Origin of the sequence: Streptomyces sp. cg40 (genome assembly GCF_050320165.1) — a bacterium.
Taxonomy (GTDB): domain Bacteria; phylum Actinomycetota; class Actinomycetes; order Streptomycetales; family Streptomycetaceae; genus Streptomyces; species Streptomyces hokutonensis.
Genome location: NZ_CP190128.1, coordinates 7,236,621 through 7,254,154 on the forward strand (window position 1 = coordinate 7,236,621; position 17,534 = coordinate 7,254,154).

18 protein-coding genes and 1 pseudogene are annotated in these 17,534 nt (G+C 71.9%); 10 read left to right on the forward strand and 9 right to left on the reverse strand.

What is annotated here, in order from left to right; translation table 11 throughout:
* The first annotated feature begins 132 nt into the window (after nucleotides 1–132).
* Complete coding sequence (locus tag ACQHII_RS32570) at nucleotides 133–540, forward strand: hypothetical protein (protein ID WP_427922619.1); 408 nt, start codon at nucleotides 133–135, stop codon at nucleotides 538–540.
* 9 nt (nucleotides 541–549) lie between these two features.
* Here the strand turns inward: ACQHII_RS32570 and ACQHII_RS32575 are convergent, their stop codons facing one another.
* Nucleotides 550–1,044 carry an excalibur calcium-binding domain-containing protein gene (locus ACQHII_RS32575; protein WP_427922620.1) on the reverse strand — a complete coding sequence of 165 codons (495 nt, stop codon included), beginning with the start codon at nucleotides 1,042–1,044 and terminating at the stop codon, nucleotides 550–552.
* 182 nt (nucleotides 1,045–1,226) lie between these two features.
* Here ACQHII_RS32575 and ACQHII_RS32580 point away from each other — a divergent pair, with 182 nt between their 5' ends.
* Entirely contained in the window at nucleotides 1,227–2,153 is a 927-nt protein-coding gene (locus ACQHII_RS32580) for an oxidoreductase (protein WP_427922621.1), read from the forward strand.
* Nucleotides 2,154–2,163: 10 nt separating this feature from the next.
* Here ACQHII_RS32580 and ACQHII_RS32585 read toward each other — a convergent pair whose 3' ends face one another.
* The 4 genes from ACQHII_RS32585 to nirB all read right to left on the reverse strand — a co-directional run bounded on the left by ACQHII_RS32585 (nucleotide 2,164) and on the right by nirB (nucleotide 6,612).
* Nucleotides 2,164–2,940 (reverse strand): SDR family NAD(P)-dependent oxidoreductase, encoded by a 777-nt coding sequence (locus tag ACQHII_RS32585; protein ID WP_427922622.1) that lies wholly within the window; start codon nucleotides 2,938–2,940, stop codon nucleotides 2,164–2,166.
* A 77-nt stretch (nucleotides 2,941–3,017) separates the two neighbouring features.
* Nucleotides 3,018–3,602, reverse strand: a complete 585-nt coding sequence (locus ACQHII_RS32590) for a TetR/AcrR family transcriptional regulator (protein ID WP_427922623.1) — start codon at nucleotides 3,600–3,602, stop codon at nucleotides 3,018–3,020.
* Between the two features lie 47 nt (nucleotides 3,603–3,649).
* Nucleotides 3,650–4,000 carry a nitrite reductase small subunit NirD gene (gene nirD / locus ACQHII_RS32595; RefSeq protein ID WP_427922624.1) on the reverse strand — a complete coding sequence of 117 codons (351 nt, stop codon included), beginning with the start codon at nucleotides 3,998–4,000 and terminating at the stop codon, nucleotides 3,650–3,652.
* Nucleotides 3,997–6,612, reverse strand: a complete 2,616-nt coding sequence (gene nirB / locus ACQHII_RS32600; RefSeq protein ID WP_427922625.1) for a nitrite reductase large subunit NirB — start codon at nucleotides 6,610–6,612, stop codon at nucleotides 3,997–3,999. Before nirB ends, nirD begins: the two co-directional genes overlap by 4 nt.
* A gap of 257 nt (nucleotides 6,613–6,869) precedes the next feature.
* On the opposite strand from nirB, the gene ACQHII_RS32605 reads away from it, so the two are divergent.
* Genes ACQHII_RS32605 through ACQHII_RS32615 form a run of 3 tightly spaced genes read left to right on the forward strand, consistent with a single transcriptional unit; the run spans nucleotide 6,870 to nucleotide 9,372 of the window.
* Complete coding sequence (locus ACQHII_RS32605) at nucleotides 6,870–7,373, forward strand: hypothetical protein (RefSeq protein WP_427922626.1); 504 nt, start codon at nucleotides 6,870–6,872, stop codon at nucleotides 7,371–7,373.
* 9 nt (nucleotides 7,374–7,382) lie between these two features.
* On the forward strand, nucleotides 7,383–8,678 hold the full coding sequence (locus tag ACQHII_RS32610) for a sensor histidine kinase (RefSeq protein ID WP_427922627.1): 1,296 nt from the start codon (nucleotides 7,383–7,385) through the stop codon (nucleotides 8,676–8,678).
* Nucleotides 8,679–8,724: 46 nt separating this feature from the next.
* Nucleotides 8,725–9,372, forward strand: a complete 648-nt coding sequence (locus ACQHII_RS32615; protein ID WP_427922628.1) for a LuxR C-terminal-related transcriptional regulator — start codon at nucleotides 8,725–8,727, stop codon at nucleotides 9,370–9,372.
* A 34-nt stretch (nucleotides 9,373–9,406) separates the two neighbouring features.
* Here ACQHII_RS32615 and ACQHII_RS32620 read toward each other — a convergent pair whose 3' ends face one another.
* On the reverse strand, nucleotides 9,407–10,144 hold the full coding sequence (locus ACQHII_RS32620; protein ID WP_427922629.1) for a class I SAM-dependent methyltransferase: 738 nt from the start codon (nucleotides 10,142–10,144) through the stop codon (nucleotides 9,407–9,409).
* A gap of 132 nt (nucleotides 10,145–10,276) precedes the next feature.
* Here ACQHII_RS32620 and ACQHII_RS32625 point away from each other — a divergent pair, with 132 nt between their 5' ends.
* From ACQHII_RS32625 to ACQHII_RS32640, 4 genes are all read left to right on the forward strand, one after another.
* Nucleotides 10,277–10,783, forward strand: a complete 507-nt coding sequence (locus ACQHII_RS32625) for a SigE family RNA polymerase sigma factor (RefSeq protein ID WP_427925461.1) — start codon at nucleotides 10,277–10,279, stop codon at nucleotides 10,781–10,783.
* 11 nt (nucleotides 10,784–10,794) lie between these two features.
* Nucleotides 10,795–11,346: a hypothetical protein gene (locus ACQHII_RS32630; protein ID WP_427922630.1), complete on the forward strand. Its 552-nt coding sequence runs from the start codon at nucleotides 10,795–10,797 to the stop codon at nucleotides 11,344–11,346.
* Between the two features lie 94 nt (nucleotides 11,347–11,440).
* Nucleotides 11,441–13,129 (forward strand): glycosyltransferase, encoded by a 1,689-nt coding sequence (locus ACQHII_RS32635; protein WP_427922631.1) that lies wholly within the window; start codon nucleotides 11,441–11,443, stop codon nucleotides 13,127–13,129.
* Nucleotides 13,126–14,394 carry a glycosyltransferase family 39 protein gene (locus ACQHII_RS32640; protein WP_427922632.1) on the forward strand — a complete coding sequence of 423 codons (1,269 nt, stop codon included), beginning with the start codon at nucleotides 13,126–13,128 and terminating at the stop codon, nucleotides 14,392–14,394. Before ACQHII_RS32635 ends, ACQHII_RS32640 begins: the two co-directional genes overlap by 4 nt.
* Nucleotides 14,395–14,407: 13 nt before the next feature.
* Here ACQHII_RS32640 and ACQHII_RS32645 read toward each other — a convergent pair whose 3' ends face one another.
* Both ACQHII_RS32645 and ACQHII_RS32650 read right to left on the reverse strand, forming a co-directional pair.
* Complete coding sequence (locus ACQHII_RS32645) at nucleotides 14,408–15,034, reverse strand: class F sortase (RefSeq protein ID WP_427922633.1); 627 nt, start codon at nucleotides 15,032–15,034, stop codon at nucleotides 14,408–14,410.
* A gap of 118 nt (nucleotides 15,035–15,152) precedes the next feature.
* A complete protein-coding gene (locus ACQHII_RS32650; protein WP_427922634.1) occupies nucleotides 15,153–15,671 on the reverse strand; it encodes a hypothetical protein in 519 nt (172 codons plus the stop codon).
* Nucleotides 15,672–15,936: 265 nt separating this feature from the next.
* On the opposite strand from ACQHII_RS32650, the pseudogene ACQHII_RS32655 reads away from it, so the two are divergent.
* A pseudogene (locus tag ACQHII_RS32655) lies at nucleotides 15,937–16,470 on the forward strand (NADPH-dependent FMN reductase).
* A gap of 99 nt (nucleotides 16,471–16,569) precedes the next feature.
* Here ACQHII_RS32655 and ACQHII_RS32660 read toward each other — a convergent pair.
* The gene (locus tag ACQHII_RS32660; RefSeq protein ID WP_427922635.1) at nucleotides 16,570–17,499 is read right to left on the reverse strand and encodes an RNA polymerase sigma-70 factor; all 930 of its coding nucleotides are present in this window, start codon (nucleotides 17,497–17,499) and stop codon (nucleotides 16,570–16,572) included.
* Between the last annotated feature and the right edge of the window lie 35 nt (nucleotides 17,500–17,534).

A 17,534-nucleotide genomic window follows, 5' to 3' on the forward strand; every position in this document is an offset into this window, starting at 1 on the left:
ATCACGAAGGAGGGGCGGCATCCTGTGCGGGGGTGCCGTCCCTCTCCGTGCTGCCCGAGTGCACCCGGCGTCAAGGAACAGGTCACGCTGCGCCAAAGACAGCACCGCCGGGCACTGTCACGCTTAGTGCTCATGAAGGTCCATAAGAGCGTTTCTCTGTCGATGGCGGCCGTAGGCGCGGTCGCCGCCGTCGTTCTCGTGCCCGGCACGGCCGACGCCTCCAGCGGCGGTGGCTGTCACACCCAGTCTTCCGGAATGGGCAAGCTCGAGTCCTGCATCAGCGCGAGCGGGGCCTATCTGGAGCCCGACGGGTACCTCCTCGTCGTCGCGGACAACTGCGAGACGACGTACATCGAACTCGAAGACGTGACCACGGGTGACGTCGTGCTGAGGGACAGCGTCGGCTGCTGGCCGGGGCACTACGGCCCGTTTGCCTACAAGGGCACCAACGGCCACAAGTACGCGACCATCGTCGTCACGTACAGCAGCAGCTCTCAACTGGCCATTTCCTGGAGTCCCGTCGAGACCCTCTCGTACTGAAGGCCGCCGTCACTCGCAGGCGACCCCGTCCCCGTCCCGGTCGAGGTGGGAGTCGTAGCCGGGGTCGCCCCGGTAGAGGGGCGTGACGCCGGCGGCGCGGGCCGCGGTGCAGTTCGCGTAGTAGGTGCTGCCGCCGCCGGAATCGGACCCGCTGTCGTCGGACCCGGAACCCGAACCGGACCCGCTCCCCGCCGCAGCCTCCGCCGTCACCGTCTTCGTGACCTTGACGGTCTTCGTCGCGGTCACCGTGGGCGCGGGGGACGGAGCCGCGGTCTCCGTCTCCGTCGCCGTGACTGTCATCGTCGGCTGCGGGCTGGCCGCCGCCGGCTTCGCGTCCGCCGTCGTGTCCTTCTTCGTGTCCTGGCCGGAGGCGCCGATGCCCGCGCCTATGAAGAGGGCCAGGGCGAGGGCGGGGAGCACATACCGCTTGCGGGCCCAGCGAGGTGTGGGGCGGTCCGGCCGGGGAGCCGGTGGTACGGGTGGCATCGCGTACGGATGGGTCATCTCGTCCCCCTGCGTCTCGTGTGGCCTGGAACGTAGCGCCGGGACGGGATGGGTGAAGGAGGAGTGACCAACCTGTGATGGTCCGTGATCGTCGGGTCACTCGGTGTGGGGGGCGCGGGGCCGGTCCGGCTCTCGTACGCTCTTCGTGCGCCGGGATGCACGCGTCGACGGAAGGAGCCGCCATGTCCGGTTGGAACGAGAAGGCCGTGCCCGATCAGCGCGGCCGGGTCGCCGTCGTCACCGGGGCCAACAGCGGGATCGGGTACGTCACCGCGCGGGAGTTGGCGCGTAAGGGGGCCCGGGTGGTGCTCGCCTGCCGGAGCGCCACAAGGGGGAGCGAGGCCGCCGACCGGATCGTCGCCGAAGTGCCGGGCGCCGAGGCGCAGTTCGGGCGGCTGGACCTCGGGGACCTGGGCTCGGTGAGGGAGTTCGCGGCCGCGTTTCCGTACGAGCGGCTCGATCTCCTCGTCAACAATGCCGGGGTCATGGCGATGCCGTACGGCACGACCGTGGACGGCTTCGAGACGCACTTCGGGGTCAATCATCTTGGGCACTTCGCGCTGACCGGGCTGCTGCTGCCCGCGCTGCTCGACGCGCCGGACGCGCGGATCGTCACCGTCTCCAGCTTCATGCACACGCTCGCCAACATCGACATCGACGACCTCAACAGCGCGCGCCGGTACGGTCGTTGGACCGCCTACTCACGCTCCAAGTCCGCCAATCTGCTCTTCACGCACGAGCTCGCGCGGCGGCTCGCGGCGGCAGGCTCGGGGGTGGTCGCCGCCGCGGCCCATCCAGGGTACGCCGCCACCAACCTCCAGGCCGCCGGGCCGCGGGTGGAGGGGCGCAGGGGCGCGGAACGGGTCATGGAACTCGGCAACCGCGTCTTGGCGCAGTCGGCGGAGGCAGGCGCGCTGCCCTCCCTCTACGCGGCCACCGCGCCCGACGTGCGTCCCGATTCCTTCTACGGTCCGCGAGTTGCGATGTGGCGCGGGGCGCCGGCCCGTTCCTGGCGTGCACCGTGGACCCTCAACGACGCGATGGGGCAACGGCTTTGGGCGGCCTCGGAGGAGTTGACCGGCGTTGTCCACGACCAACTGAAGTCGTAGGGGCGGGTGTTCAGGCCGTCGCTCCGCTGTCCACCACCAGGTCCGTACCCACCACCGACCCCGCGTCGTCCGAGGCCAAGTAGAGGACCGCGGCGGCTACTTCGGCCGTGGCGGAGATACGGCCGAGGGGGAGCGTGGCCCGTACGCGTTCGGCGCGGTCGGCCTCCGTCTCGCCGGGGCGCAGGGACATGGGGGTGTCGGTGGCGCCGGGGCTGACCACGTTGATACGGACGCCCTCGCGGATGTGGTCCACGGCGGCCCCCTTGCTGAGCACGGCGACCGCGGCCTTGGACGCGGCGTAGGCGGCGGCCCCGGGGCTGCTCGTGTGCACGCCGAAGGTGGACGCCACGTTGACGATCGCACCGCCCGACGGCTGGGCCCGCATCCGCGCGATCTCGGCGCGCAGGGCCAGGAACACGCCGGTCACGTTGATGTCGAGCTGGGTGCGCCAGTCCTCCTCGGTGAGGTCGGCGAGGGGCCGCCCGCCCCGGAAGACGCCCGCGTTGTTGACGGCCACGTCGAGCGAGCCGTACCGGTCGACGGCGGCCCGCACCAGCGCGTCCGCGTCGGCGGCCTTCGACACGTCCGCGCTCACGGCCAGGGCTTTCCCGCCCCCGGCCTCGATCAGGGCGACGGTCTCGTCGAGCGGTTCGCGGCGGCGCCCGGCGACGACGACGTTCGCCCCCTCCGCCGCGAACGCGAGGGCGATCGCGCGCCCGATGCCGGACCCGGCCCCGGTGACGAGGGCGGTCCGGCCGGAGAAGCGGTTGCTGGAGCGATTGCTCATGAACGGGCCTCTTTCTAGAACGATCGGTTCAGTATGGAGACATGAAAAGGCACCCTGCACCTGCGCCACCCGAGGTCTCAGTCGAGCAGTGTCAAGGCCTGCTCCGCCGCGTCCCGCACCCGTGCCGGGTCGCCGGACGCCCGGCCGACCACCCGCAGCCCCTGCATCAGCACCAGCAGCATGCGCGCGAGGGTGAGCGGATCACGGTCGGCGGGCAACTCGCCCTGCGCCTGGGCCCGCACCAGCGCCGAACGCAGTACGGCCTCCAGTTGGTCCCAGTTGCGCTCGACCAGCCGGGTCGCGGCCCGGTCGTGCGGGGCCAGTTCGGCCGCCGTGTTGGTCACCAGGCAGCCCAGCGGCCGTAGTTGCTCGTCCGCCGCCTCGGCCGCGTAGCGTCGTACGACCGCTCGCACGGGCGGCAGTGCGGGGCCCGGCTGGGACAACTCCCGCACCATCGGCGTGAGTCCGGCCCGGTCGTAGCTCTCCAGCGCCTTCAGGTACAGCTCGTGCTTGCTGCCGAAGGTCGCGTAGATGCTGGCCCGGCCGATGCCCAGGTGCTCGACGAGGTCGGACATCGACGTCGCCTCGTAGCCGCGCCGCCAGAACAGCTCCAGGGCTGCCCGCAGCGCGGCCTCGGGGTCGAACTCCTTGGTCCTGGCCATGCATCGCAGCCTAGGTTTTTTCGGAACGACCGGTCAAGTAACCGCTGTTACGCGCTGCGCACCTCATACGTCTCCACCCGCACCGACGCATCGTCCAGACACTCCCCGGACACCAGGTCGAACCGCTGCTTGAGCAGGGGCGAGGCGACGAACGGGCGGCCCTGGTGGGTGCCGGTCAGGCCGCGGGAGAGGACGGCCGCGCCGTTGAAGGGGTCGCGGTTGTCGATGCCGTAGAGGGTGCCGGCGCGGTCGCGGAACAGGGCGACCTGGCGGCCGTCCGGCAGCAGGGCCGCCACTCCCCGGCCGGGGATGAGCCGGTTGAGGTCGCAGACCGTGAACCAGCCGTCGGCGAGCTGGAGTTGGACCTTCAGGTCGGTCGTCTCGGGGGCCAGGGTCATCGCTGGGCGCTTCCTTCCAGGACGTCTGCGGTCTGCTGGGGCCGCATGCCGATGGTCAGCAGCGGCAGGTCGGGCTTGATCTGGTCGCGCTCGGGGACGAAGCCGACGACCGGGTCCGGGGTGTCCGGCGCGTTCACGAAGGACACGAACCGGCCCAGCTTCTCGGGGTCGTTGATGGTCTCGGCCCACTCGTCGCGGTACCCGGCGACATGCGCGGCCATCAGCGACTCCAGCTCCTCGCAGATGCCGAGCGAGTCCTCGACGACCACGTCCCGGATGTGGTCCAGGCCGCCCGGGATGCGCTCCAGCCACACGCTCGTGCGCTCCAGGCGGTCCGCCGTGCGGATGTAGAACATCAGGAACCGGTCGATCAGGCGCACCAGTTCGGCGTCGGACAGGTCCTGCGCCAGGAGGTCGGCGTGGCGCGGGGTCGCGCCGCCGTTGCCGCCGACGTAGAGGTTCCAGCCGTTGGCGGTGGCGATGACGCCGAAGTCCTTCGACTGGGCCTCGGCGCACTCGCGGGCGCAGCCGGAGACCGCCGACTTGAGCTTGTGGGGCGACCTGAGTCCCCGGTAGCGCAGCTCCAGGTCGATCGCCATCCGGACGGAGTCCTGGACGCCGTAGCGGCACCAGGTCTGGCCGACGCAGGACTTCACTGTGCGCAGGGCCTTGCCGTACGCGTGGCCGGACTCGAAGCCCGCGTCCACCAACCTCGCCCAGATCAGGGGGAGTTGCTCCACCCGCGCGCCGAAGAGGTCGATGCGCTGGCCGCCGGTGATCTTCGTGTAGAGGCCGAAGTCGCGGGCCACCTCGCCGATCACGATGAGCTTCTCCGGGGTGATCTCGCCGCCGGGGATGCGCGGCACGATCGAATAGGAGCCGTTCTTCTGGAGGTTGGCGAGGAAGTGGTCGTTGCTGTCCTGCAACGCCGCCTGCTCGCCGTCCAGGACATAGCCGCTCGCGCCGATCGTCGGGGCGAGGGACGCGATGATCGAGGCGACCGTCGGCTTGCAGATCTCGCAGCCGTCGCCGCCCCGGGCGCCTTCACGGCCGTAGCGGTCCAGCAGCTCCTGGAAGGTGTTGACGCGCAGCGCGAGGGCGATCTCGTACAGCTCCTCGCGGGTCTGCGCGAAGCAGCCGCACAGGCCCTTGTCGACCTCGACGCCGCTCGCCTCCAGCTCGGCGGTGACCAGCTGGCCGAGCACCTTGACGCAACTCCCGCACCCGGTACCGGCCTTGGTGCACTTCTTCACCTCGGGCACGTTGGTGCAGGAGTGCTCGGTGACCGCGCCGCGGATCGCGCCCTTGGTGACGTTGTGGCAGGAGCAGATCACCGCCTCGTCGGGCAGCGCCGAGGGGCCGAGCTGGACGGCGCCCCCGGAACCGGCCGGCAGCACCAACTGCTCGGGGGAGACGGGCGGTACGGACCCCGTGAACGCGCGCAGCGTGCCGTAGGCCTCCGCGTCGCCGACCAGGATGCCGCCCAGCAGCTCACCGCCCCGGCCGATCACCAGCTTCTTGTACGTCCCGGCCCGCGCGTCGGAGTAGACGACGTCGAGGCAGTCGGCGGTGGCGCCGTGCGCGTCGCCGAAGGACGCCACGTCCACGCCGAGCAGCTTCAGCTTGGTGGACAAGTCCGCCCCGGTGAAGGCCGATTCGTCCTGCGCGATGGTCGCCGCGACCGTCTCCGCCTGCTCGTAACCGGGCGCCACCAGGCCGTAGACGCGGCCGTCCGCCGCCAGCGCGCACTCGCCGATCGCGAACACGTGCGGGTCGGTGACCGTACGGCACTGCTCGTCGACCGTGATGCCACCGCGCTCGCCCACCGACAGGCCGGATTCCCGGGCGAGTTGGTCGCGGGGGCGGACACCGGCGCTGAACACCACCATGTCCGTGGCGAGTTCGGAGCCGTCCGACAGCTTCATGCCGGTGACCGCGCCGTCCGCGCCGGCCACGACCTCCTGTGTGCCGGTCCCCGTGTGCACCGTGAGACCCATGTCCTCGATGGTGCGCAGCAGGGCCGCGCCGCCGCCCTCGTCGACCTGCACCGGCATCAGCCGGGGCGCGAACTCCACGATGTGCGTGGCCAGTCCGAGTCCCTTGAGCGCACCGGCGGCCTCCAGGCCGAGCAGTCCGCCGCCGACCACGGCACCCGTCGTGGCCCGCGACTTCGCGTACGCCTCGATCGCGAGGAGGTCCTCGATCGTGCGGTAGACGAAACAGCCGTCGGAGTCCTTGCCCGGCACCGGCGGTACGAACGGGTACGAGCCGGTGGCGAGGACGAGGGTGTCGTACTCGACTGTCAGTCCGGAGCGGGCCGTTACTGTCTGCGCCGCCCGGTCGATCGTCTCGGCCGGGTCGCCGACGTACAGCTCGATGCCGTGGTCCTCGATGAACTGCGCGTCCGTGAGCGACAGTTCCTCGGGGGTGCGGCCCGAGAAGTACGAGGTGAGCTGGACGCGGTCGTAGGCCGGGCGCGGCTCCTCGCACAGCACGACCACGCGATGTGTCGCGGTCAGGCCGCGCTCGGCGAGCGCTTCGAGGAAGCGCTGACCGACCATGCCGTGGCCGACGAGCACGATGGTGGGCACCACACGCGGATTCGAGGTCATGCCAGGAGCCTGCGACTTCGGTGTTACCCGACCGCATCACATCTGTTTCCCGTGAGGAACGCTGCCCTCAGCGGGAGCGCGCGGGGGGTGTGAGGGTTCCGGGCGCGCGCCGGGGGCGGAGTGTGAGGACGCGCCGGTCCGCGCCGGTTCGGTTAACCGAACCCCGTACATCCGTGCAGGCACCATCGTGTACGGCGGGCCGCGGCGGAAACCTGGAGACATCGGTTTTCCGCAGTTCACGGCCGGGAGGCAGCACCATGGGCAGTGTCCGAGATGTACAGGTCCACGACACCGGGGCGGTGCGGATGTGGCGGCTCGCCCGCGAGCCCTTCACCGCCGCGACCTGGCGCCGCACGGCCTACGCGGTACTCGCCCTCCCCGTGGGCCTGGCCTGCGTCCCGCTCTCCCCGCTCGGCGCCCCCACGGCCCGCTGGCAGCGGGGCCTGGTCCGCCGCTTCCTCGACGCGGACCTTCCCGGCACCGCGCGGCGCGGCGGCCTGCGCCACGCCCTCCTCGCCACCCCCCTCAACCTCCTCACCGCCTTCATCACGGTCTACGGCTGGGCGATCGTCCCCATGAACCTCGGCTGGCCGCTGCGCGCGGGCGACGACTACTCCGGCGCCTGGGGCGGCCCCACCTTCGCCGGGGCCTGGGCCTTCCACGCGATCCTGGGCGGCATCGGCTTCCTGCTGCTGACGCCGTGGCTGGTGCGCGGCCTCACCGCCGTACAGGTCCGTGTCGCCAGGTCGCTCCTCTCCTAGGTTGATCCCATGCCGAGCCTCCGCTCCCGCCTCCGCACGCTCGCCGTCGCCACCTTCGGGCGTCGCGCGCTGGCCGCCGTCCTCTATGGCGTGATCGCCCTCCCGCTCGCCCTGGCCGGCTTCTTCCTCACTCTCGTCGGGCTGGCGTTCGGCGGGGCGCTGTCGGTGACCACGCTCGGGCTGTGGCTGCTGGCCGTCACCGTGCGGGGCGCGCTGGCGCTCGGCGCGCTGCAACGGGGGCTCGCGCGCCGACTGCTCGGACTGGAGATCGAACCGCCGGGTACACCGGGCGGCAGCGGGCTCCTCGGCTGGCGCAGGGGCGTCCTGCTGGACCGGGCGGGCTGGCGGGCCGCCGGCTGCGCGCTGCTGACCCCGTTCACGGCCGTCTTCGCGTACGCGGCCGTCGTCGTCGGCTACGTCTACGGCGTCCTGCTCACCCTGCACCCACTGCTCAAGCGCTGGAACTACAACGTGGTGCACGGCGGCACCGACGGCGCGACGCACCATGTGTCACTGGAGTTCTTCGGCTTCCAACTCGACTCCTGGCCACGGTGGTTGATCCCCTTCATGGCCGGACTGCTGCTGCTCGCCGCCGCACCCGTCCTCCTCCGCTACGCCCTCGGCCCGCACCGCGCCCTGCTGACCGTGCTGCTCGGCCCCGACGCCGCGACCCGCCGGATCCGCACCCTGGAGGAGACCCGCGCCCGGGCCGTCGACGACGCCGCCGCCACCCTCCGCCGTATCGAACGCGATCTGCACGACGGCACCCAGGCCCGGCTGGTCTCCCTCGCCATGCAGCTCACCGTGATCCGCGAACTGGTCACCACCGAGGCCGCGCCCGACCGCGTGCTCGCCGTCGTCGACACCGCCCGGGGCAACGCCACCCAGGCCATCACCGACCTGCGCCACCTGGTCAAGGGCATCCATCCGCCCGTACTCGACGAAGGCCTGCACGCCGCGCTCACCACCCTCGCCGCCGACAGCGCGCTCCCCGTCACCCTCACCACGGACATCGGCACCCGCCCCACCCCGGCCGTCGAGACCATCGCCTACTTCTGCGCCGCCGAGCTCCTCGCCAACGCGACGAAACACGCCCGGGCCACGGCCGCCGCCGTCGACATCACCGCCCGCGACGGAGTCCTGCGGCTGCGCGTCACCGACGACGGACAGGGCGGCGCGAGGCTCGGCGCCGGGTCCGGACTCACCGGCCTGCTGGCCCGCGTCCGTACCGTCGACGGCACACTGACCTGCGACAGCCCGCCAGGAGGCCCTACGGTGGTCACGGTCGAACTGCCCCAGATGTGAACCCAGATGTGAACTCAGATGTCAACCCAGCTGTGAACGGAGTGGCATGCGCGTCGTCATCGCCGAGGACTCGGCCCTCCTGCGCGACGGCCTGGTCCAGCTGCTCCAGCTGCGGGACGTGGAGGTGGCCGCTGCGGTCGGCGACGCGGAGTCCCTGCTCACCGCGGTCGCGGCCCACGCCCCGGACGTCGCCGTCGTCGACATCCGCCTCCCGCCCACCCAGACCGACGAGGGCGTACGGGCGGCCGTACGGCTGCGGGAGCGGTACCCCGCGATGGGCGTGCTGCTGTTCTCGCAGTACGTCGAGACGACCCACGCGGCCCAACTTCTCGGCAACCCGGCCGGGTTCGGGTATCTCCTCAAGGAACGGGTCGTCGACATCGGCGAGTTCGTCGGCGCCCTGGAACGCGTCGCGGCCGGAGGCACCGCCCTCGACCCCGAGGTCGTCGCCCAGCTCTTCGGCGCCGCCCGCCGGTCCACCGCCCTCGACACCCTCACCCCGCGCGAACGCGAGGTCCTCGCGCTGATGGCGGAGGGCCGCACCAACCACGCGATCGCCACCGCGTTCACCGTCTCCGAGCGCGCGGTCGAGAAGCACGTCGCCAACATCTTCTCCAAGCTCGACCTGTCGCCGTCGGAGACGGGGAACCGGCGGGTGCTGGCGGTACTCCGCCACCTGGAGAACGGCCGCTGAAGCCCGCCGAAGACCAGGCTCACCCGGCGCGACGTCACGCTTTCAGGGCGACGAGCCGATACAGCGGGTCCGGGCGGGCCGCGTCCTGGTCCGGCAGTGCGGCGAGCCGGCGGCACATGTCGGTCACCTGGTCCGGGTTCGCGTGCGCGGCCCAGGGGATGTGCCCCGCCTCGATCACCTCGCGCCATCTGCGCGGGCTGCGGCCCTGCCCCGTCCCGGGGAACACCGTCCGGCCCGCGAACTCCAGCCCCAGCTCGGCCGCCCGGGCGAGGACCTGGGCGGCACGGTCGGGCACGCGGGGTGCGTGGCGGCGCCGTAGGTCCGCCGTGATCCGGGCGATGTCACTGTCCTCGACAAAATACGCGTCGTCCTTGTCGACGGTGGTGATCAGCACCCCGCCGGGTCGCAGCACCCGGGCCGCCTCGGCCAGCACCGGTGCGGGGTCCGGCAGCAGATGCAGCAGCCACACGATCACGACGGCGTCCACCGCGTCCGGCGCGAAGGGCAGCCGTGTGGCGTCGCCGCGCACGACACCTCCCGGTACCCGCCGCCCGGCAAGGCCCAGCATCCCGGGAGAACGGTCGACGCCCACCACCGTCCGCTCCGGACGCAGCAGTCTTCCGGTCACGATGCCCGTGCCGCACGCGATGTCCAGGATCACGCTGGGCCCCTGCGGCAGCAGGAGTTCCACCGCGTCCGCCGCGGCCCGAGCCCTGGGCTCACCGCCCCGGGACATGTCGTAGTCCCGGGCTTCGTCGTCGTAGTCGATCACCCGTCCATCCTGTCCCGGCGTCCGCCGCACACACACCCCGTGATCCAGATCACGCGGCACAAGTGCATCGCGGAAGGCCGCCCACCGCCTTTTACCGGATGTAGGCAACCAGTGGGAGCAGAGACAGTGCGCATCGAGCAGGGTCAGGCGGGTGAGTTCGAGGAGTTCGTGGCGGCCCGCTGGTCGGCACTCCTCCATCTCGCGCGTCTGCTCGTCGGCGGTGACCGGCACCGGGCCGAGGATCTGGCGCAGGAGTCCTTGGTCAAGCTCTGGTTCGTCTGGCCGAAGGTCTCGCAGGACGCGCCGGAGGCCTACGTCCGCAAGGTGATGGTCCGCGCGGCGGCGCGTGCGGGCCGGCGGCGCTGGTGGGGTGAACGCCCCGTCGAGCGGCTGCCCGAGGGGGCGACCGCCGGGGACGTGTCCGCCGACGTGGCCGAGCGCTCCCGGCTGGAGACCGCGCTCGCCCAGCTGTCGCCGAACCAGCGCGCGGCCGTGGTGCTGCGCTACTACCAGGACCTGCCCGAGGGCCAGGTCGCGGAGGCGCTCGGGTGTCCGGTGGGCACCGCGCGCTCCCACGCCTCCCGTGGTGTGGCGCGGCTGCGGCAGATCCTGACCGACGCCATCGAGCCGACGCGGTGAAGGAGGACCCCATGGACCAAATGGATCCGTTCGAACGGCAGTTGGCTCGGATGATGCGCGACTCGCACGAGCCCGCCCCCTTCGAGCCGCGACACCGCGCACGTCTCCATGAGGGAGTACGGGTCCGTCGCCGGACCAGGGTGGTGCGCAGGACCGTCGGTTCCGCCCTGGCCGTCGTCGGGGTCGGCATCGGGCTGCTTCTGCTGCCCGCCGGTCCGACCAAGGTCCAGCCCGCCGAGCCCCATCCGAGGCCCGCGACGAGCCCGACGTCCACCGGCTCCGCCCCGACACCGGGGGAGACCCCGACCGCTCCGCCCACCTCGTCCGCCACGACATCCCTGGCCAACCCGGGCGCCACGACCTCGGACACTCCCACGGCGCCCGTCACGACCGGGAGTTCGGCCACGGCCACGTCAACCACCGGCGGGGACACGGGCGTTACGACACCGCCCGCCACCTCCTCCTCCACACCTACGGAGACGGCTACCGGGGAGAACCTGAGCCGGAGCACACCGTCGTCCATCACGTCGTCGCTCACCGTCTCGCCCGGCTCCGCTTCCTGAACCCCCCACCGCCACTGGTGACTTCGGCATGCCCCGAACCAGTGCACAGAAAGGGCAAAACATGCTAAAAGGTAAGTCGCTCAGACCGTCGGACGTGATCAACCGGCTACCGCGACGCACACCGGTGCCGACCCATCACCCCGGCCCCGTCCTGGACGTCGTCGTCCCGGTGTTCAACGAGGAGACGGACCTGGAGCCGAACGTGCGCCGCCTCCACGCCCACCTCTCCGAGGCGTTCCCGTACCCGTTCCGGATCACCGTCGCCGACAACGCCAGCACGGACCGCACCCCGCACATCGCCGCCCGCCTCGCCGCCGAACTGCCCGGGACCGAGTGGCTGCGACTGCCTGAGAAGGGCAGGGGCCGGGCACTGCGCGCCGCCTGGTCGCAGTCGTCCGCGCCGGTGCTCGCGTACGTGGACGTCGACCTCTCCACCGAACTGGCCGCACTGCTGCCCCTCGTCGCCCCGCTGATATCCGGCCACTCCGACCTGGCCATCGGCACCCGCCTCGCCCCCGCCTCCCGGGTCGTGCGCGGCCCCAGACGCGAGGTCACCTCCCGCTGCTACAACGCCCTGCTCCGCTCCACCCTCGCCGTCGGCTTCTCCGACGCGCAGTGCGGATTCAAGGCCGTACGGCGCGATGTCGCCGAAGTGCTGCTGCCCCTGGTCGAGGACACCGGCTGGTTCTTCGACACCGAACTCCTGGTGATAGCCGAGCGCGCCGGCCTCCGCATCCACGAGGTACCGGTCGACTGGGTCGACGACCCCGACAGCCGGGTCGACCTCCTCGCCACCGCCCTGGCCGACCTGCGCGGCATCGCCAGACTCGGCGGAGCACTGGCCCGCGGCACCCTGCCACCGGCCGTACTGCGACTCGCCCCGGACGCCCCCGACGCGCTGGCTGAACAGTCCGCCCAGCCCGGGCGGGCACAGGATGAGCCGGGCGTACAGCCCACGCGGGCGGAGGCGGGACAGGCGGCCCAGTTCACGGGGGCGCAGTCGGGGCCTGTCATAGAGCCCACGCGGGGGGAGACGGAACAGCCTGCCCAGCCCACGCGGGCGGACGCGGGACAGACCGCTCAGCCCGCGCAAGCGCAGCCCGGACCGGGCGTACAGCTCGCGCGGGTGCAGCCCGGACAGTCCGCCCAGCCCGGGCAGGCGCAGCCCGGACCTGCCGCAGAGCCCACGCACACGCAGCCCGGACCGGCCGCAGAGCCCACACCCGCGCAGCCCGGACCGGCCGTCGTGCAGCCCACGCACCCCCAGCTCCCACAGGCTCCCCGACTCACGCGCGCGCAAGCCGGACCCGCCGCTCTCATCCCACGTGCGCACGCCGTGCCGAGCGCTCCTGTCTCAGGGGCCCCCGCCGCCCTGAACGCCATGCGCGTCCCCGCCGGACCCGCCGCCCAGCTCGCCCGGTTCGCCGCCATCGGCGCGATGAGCACCGTAGGACATCTCCTGCTGTACGCGGCCCTGAGCCCGGCGCTCGGTGCGCAGGCCGCCAACGCGCTCGCGCTCCTGCTCTGTGCGCTCGCCAACACGGCCGCGAACCGGCGGCTCACCTTCGGGCACCGAGGGCGCGGCGGCGCGCTGCGCCACCACGGCAAGGGACTTGTGGTCTTCCTGATCGGGCTGGCGCTCACCAGCGGCTCCCTCGCGTTCCTGCATCACGCGGCCCCCTCGGCCGGCCACGCCACCGATCTCGCCGTACTCCTCGCGGCCAACCTGACCGCGACCGTACTGCGGTTCCTGCTGCTCCGGGCGTGGGTGTTCCGCGTATGAACGAGACCATCACCCCAGTACACGGCTGGAACGCGAGACTGTCGGAGGAGCGGCCCACCCCCGCGGACGGCGAGTGGTGGCAACGACTTCGCCGGACCATCACGCACCACACCCCCGTCCTCGCCTTCTACGGCGCCCTGAAGCTCATCGGGTTCGTCTCCTTCATGTGGCTGCTGGACTCCGCAGGGAACTACCGCACCAAGAACCCCCGCTTCGGCGGCGGCACCCACCCCTGGGACGTACTGGCCACCTGGGACGGCTGGTGGTACCAGCAGATCGCCGTCCACGGCTACCACCCCGAGCTCGTCCGCATCCCCGGCGCCACCGGCATGATCACCCTCGAAGGGAACTCGGCCGCCTTTTTCCCGCTGTACCCGGCACTGATCCGCCTGACCTCCGAACTCACCGGTCTCGGTTCCTACGGCGCCGGCCTGCTGGTCTCCGTGCTCGCCTCCTTCGCCGCCGCCCTCGGGATCTACGCCGTCGCCGCGCAACTCCTCGACAGCCGGGCCGGGTTGGCCGCGGCGGGACTCTGGGCCGTGTGGCCCGGTTCCGGCGTCGAGTGGGCGGTCTACTCCGACTCCCTCTTCGTCGCCCTGGCCGCCTGGGCCTGCCATGCCGTCCTCACCCGCCGCTGGCTCACCGCCGGCCTCGTCACCTGCGCCGCCGGACTCAACCGCCCCACCGCGGCGGCGCTGATCGCCGCCGTCGCCCTCGCGGCCCTGTTCGCACTGCGCGACCGCCGCGACGGCATCCTCCGCCCACTGGCCGCGATGGCCATCGCCCCACTCGGCCTGCTCGCCTATCTCGGCTGGGTGGGTCACCGAATGGGCGACTACGGCGGCTACTTCAAGCTCCAGTCCGGTGCCTGGGCCCACAAGTGGGACTACGGCAGCCAGACCTTCGACGTCCTCACATCCATCCCGGTCGGCAGGACCACCTACCTCTTCGCCTGGCCCTTCGCGGACCTGATCAGCGCCTGTGTGGTCCTGCTCGGCCTCGCCCTGCTCCCGCTGCTGCTCCGGCTGCGCCCGCCTGCGGTACTGATCGTCTACACGGTCCTCACACTCGCGCTCGTCCTGGGCAGCCAGCAGATCTTCAGCAACGTCTCCCGCTATCTGCTCCCGCTCTTCCCCCTGTTCCTCCCGCTCGCCGCCGCACTGCGCCGCCTCGGCCTCGCCCACCTGTTCACCCTGCTGGGGATCGCGGCCCTGGCCTCGGGCTCGTACGCGGGCTACGCCCTCTTCGAACTCGGCGTCCCGTAAACGGTGTTGGCGATCAGCGACTGCCCGTCAGATGGGCGAACACGACGACGTTCCCCTGATAGCCGGTCGACCGCGAGTAACCGCCCCCGCACGTGATCACCCTCAACTCGGGCCGTCCGGCGGCGCCGTAGACCTTCTGGTCGGGGAAGCGGCTGGCCTGGTACACCTCGACCGCGTCCACCGTGAACAGCGCGACCGTGCCGTCCAGCCGGTCCAGCTCGATGGTGTTGCCCTTCTTCAGGGCACCGAGGTCGTAGAAGACGGCGGGCCCGTCGGCGTTGTCGACATGGCCCGCGACGATCGCCGTGCCGGTCTCGCCGGGGGTGGTGCCGGACTCGTACCAGCCGGCGAGGTTCTTCTTCGCGGCCGGGGGCACGTCCAGGCTCCCGTTGCCCGTCAGCCTGAGGCCCATCAGCGGGGCGTCCACATGGATGGCCGGGATCCGGATGCGGTCCGGCGGCGACGGCGGCAGCGCACGGGCCGCGGTGCGTGCGACGGCCGGGTCGGGCCGGGCCTCGGCCGCGGACGGCTGCGGCGGCGGGTTCGTGTCCCGGCCGCTGGTCAGCAGCCACGCACCCACGCACAGGGCGCCCACGGTGACGGCCCCTATCGCGGTGTTCCCGAATCTACGACGACGCATCACGCACCCCTCTCCAGTGACCAGGGCCTGCCCCGCGCCCCCTCCGGGTCACGAGGGGCGTCGGACCCGGAGGGGGAGGGGCTTGCGGTACCGGCGGACGGACAGCGGAGGGTGTCCGTCAGATCCCGTCGCCTCTCGCCCGGCGATGCAGGAGCCAGGTACCGCCCGCGGCGGCGACGGCGAGAGCCGCCACACCGGCCGCGGTCTGCACAGGGTCGGGGCCAAGGGCGCCACCGACCCCCGTCTTCACACTTCCGCGCGGCTGCACCTGTTGCCGCATCGAGGCCAGCGTCACCATCAGATCGCCGGAGACCTGCTTGCCGTCCGTGCACTTCGCGACGATCTCGTATGTCCCCGGCTGCGCGCTCGGCGGCACCTTGAACTGCCCGATGGCGTCGCCCTCGTGCGTGCTCGGCGCCAGCGTGAACGTGCCGGCGCCCACCGCGCTGGCGTCCCCGGCCGCCGTACCGCCGTCGCCGCACGCGGCCGTGTTGACCGTGACGTCGCCGCCCGGCACGGCGCTCGACGGGAACACCTCCAGGCTGCCGGTCTCGCCGCCGTACGCCGGTGCGGTCGCGAGACCCGCGGCGGCGACGGCGAGCGCGGTGCCGGTCAACAGACGGGCCGTACGACGCATCGGTGCTCCTCCGAGCTGTGGTTGGCTGCCCTTCCGAGGTAAGTGGCACCGGGCCGAGCCCGCTTCCTGAGCGCGCGTCAGAAGTGTGGTGAATGGGTGTCAGGGAGCGGTCGCGGCGGCCCGATTCCTCGCTGTTTCAGCAGGTCATGGGGGTACGGCGACCCCGTCCCGAAGGAGTACCCGAAGAGCGCACGCCGAGCGTGTGAACGGGTGACGGCCGGTCGGGCTTGACCTCAAGAATGGTTGAGGTACGAGGCTGCCAGGCATGGACACCGAGACCGCTCCTCTGACCCTGACCGTCGTCATCGGCAGCAACCTCCCCCACTCTCGACTTCGCTCGAGCGGGGGGGACCCCCATCGGCCGCTTCGGCCCGGTCGTCGCCGACTGGCTCCTCACTCACGTCAACGACCGCCCCGACCTCGCCCTCCAGGTCGTCGACGTCGCCGACACCGGCCGGCTGCCCACGACCCTCGCCCCGACCCCGGAGGCGCGACCGCCGCCCTCGCCGCCGTCACCCCGAAACTCTCCTCGGCCGACGCCTTCGTCGTCCTCACCCCCGAGTACAACCATTCCTTCCCGGCCGGCCTCAAGAACCTGGTCGACTGGCACTACACGGAGTGGCGCGCCAAGCCCGTCGCCCTCGTCTCCTTCCACAACGCGGGCGCGAGTTTCGACGACCGCGGCCTCCTCAAGGACCCCGCGGCCCCCGACGCGGCGGCGAAGGCGATGCTCGACCAACTGGTGTGGTGGGGCCGGGTGTTGAAGGAGGGACGGGAGGCGCGGCCGTACGCCGCATGAGTGTGGACGGGGCCGTGTCCACGTACGACCTCGGCGCGGAGAGGAGACGCCCGCGCGCACGGCACGCTGGTGCAGGTGCAGGCGGCCGTGACAGGCTGATCAGCCCCGTCGGGCCCGCCTCAGTTCGCGGTCGACGGCCCAGGCGTCGGCGACCGGGCCGAGGTGGGCGAGCTTGTCGGGGTTGATCACCGCGCGGATGGTCTGGATCTGCCCGTCGAGCACGTCGAGGGCGAGGGTGTGGAGCACCTTGCCGTCGCGGTCGCGGAAGAGCGCGCCGGGCTGGCCGTTGACCTCGTGCGGCTCGAACGACACGTCGATCCGGATCAGCCAGGGGAAGACCGTGCCGAGCACCCGGGCCACGTTCTCCGCGCCCATGACGGCCCTGGCCAGCTGCGGGGCCTTTCCGCCGCCGTCCCCGACGAACTGCACGTCGGCGGCGAGCAGTTCACGCAGCCCGCCGACGTCGCCGTCCTTCAGCGCGTCGAAGAACCGGGTCGCCAGCTCCTGCCGCTCCCGCCGGTCGGCGGCGAACCGGGGCCGCCTGTCCGCCATGTGCCGCCGGGCCCGCACCAGCAGTTGCCGGCACGCCGACTCCGAACGGCCCACGGTCGTGGCGATCTCGTCGAAGCCGAAGGCGAACACCTCCCGCAGCACGAACACCGCCCGCTCCAGCGGGCTGAGCTGCTCCAGCAGCAGAAGCGCCGCCATCGACACCGAGTCGGCCAGCTCCACCGACCGCGCCGGGTCCTGGTACGGGTCGCTCAGCAGCGGCTCCGGGAACCAGGGCCCGACGTACTCCTCCCGCCGTACCCGTGCCGAGCGCAGGACGTCGATGGAGATCCGCGTGACCGTGGCCGACAGGAACGACTTGGTCGAGACGGGCCGGGTCGCCGAGCCGTCGTAGCGCAGCCAGGTCTCCTGCACCGCGTCCTCGGCCTCGCCCACACTGCCCAGGATCCGATAGGCGATCGAGAACAGCAGCGGTCGCAGCTCCTCGAACTCCTGGGCCTTCCGGTCGGTTTCGCTCACGCGGGGATCTCCTCGTCCTGACGGGTGCGGATGTC

What these genes read in the sequence shown, in the direction of transcription:
- ACQHII_RS32570 (WP_427922619.1), top strand. Translation starts at nt 133, where the DNA reads ATGAAGGTCCATAAGAGCGTTTCTCTGTCGATGGCGGCCGTAGGCGCG.
- ACQHII_RS32575 (WP_427922620.1), bottom strand. Translation starts at nt 1,044, where the DNA reads ATGACCCATCCGTACGCGATGCCACCCGTACCACCGGCTCCCCGGCCG.
- ACQHII_RS32580 (WP_427922621.1), top strand. Translation starts at nt 1,227, where the DNA reads ATGTCCGGTTGGAACGAGAAGGCCGTGCCCGATCAGCGCGGCCGGGTC.
- ACQHII_RS32585 (WP_427922622.1), bottom strand. Translation starts at nt 2,940, where the DNA reads ATGAGCAATCGCTCCAGCAACCGCTTCTCCGGCCGGACCGCCCTCGTC.
- ACQHII_RS32590 (WP_427922623.1), bottom strand. Translation starts at nt 3,602, where the DNA reads ATGGCCAGGACCAAGGAGTTCGACCCCGAGGCCGCGCTGCGGGCAGCC.
- nirD (WP_427922624.1), bottom strand. Translation starts at nt 4,000, where the DNA reads ATGACCCTGGCCCCCGAGACGACCGACCTGAAGGTCCAACTCCAGCTC.
- nirB (WP_427922625.1), bottom strand. Translation starts at nt 6,612, where the DNA reads ATGACCTCGAATCCGCGTGTGGTGCCCACCATCGTGCTCGTCGGCCAC.
- ACQHII_RS32605 (WP_427922626.1), top strand. Translation starts at nt 6,870, where the DNA reads ATGGGCAGTGTCCGAGATGTACAGGTCCACGACACCGGGGCGGTGCGG.
- ACQHII_RS32610 (WP_427922627.1), top strand. Translation starts at nt 7,383, where the DNA reads ATGCCGAGCCTCCGCTCCCGCCTCCGCACGCTCGCCGTCGCCACCTTC.
- ACQHII_RS32615 (WP_427922628.1), top strand. Translation starts at nt 8,725, where the DNA reads ATGCGCGTCGTCATCGCCGAGGACTCGGCCCTCCTGCGCGACGGCCTG.
- ACQHII_RS32630 (WP_427922630.1), top strand. Translation starts at nt 10,795, where the DNA reads ATGGACCAAATGGATCCGTTCGAACGGCAGTTGGCTCGGATGATGCGC.
- ACQHII_RS32640 (WP_427922632.1), top strand. Translation starts at nt 13,126, where the DNA reads ATGAACGAGACCATCACCCCAGTACACGGCTGGAACGCGAGACTGTCG.
- ACQHII_RS32645 (WP_427922633.1), bottom strand. Translation starts at nt 15,034, where the DNA reads ATGCGTCGTCGTAGATTCGGGAACACCGCGATAGGGGCCGTCACCGTG.
- ACQHII_RS32650 (WP_427922634.1), bottom strand. Translation starts at nt 15,671, where the DNA reads ATGCGTCGTACGGCCCGTCTGTTGACCGGCACCGCGCTCGCCGTCGCC.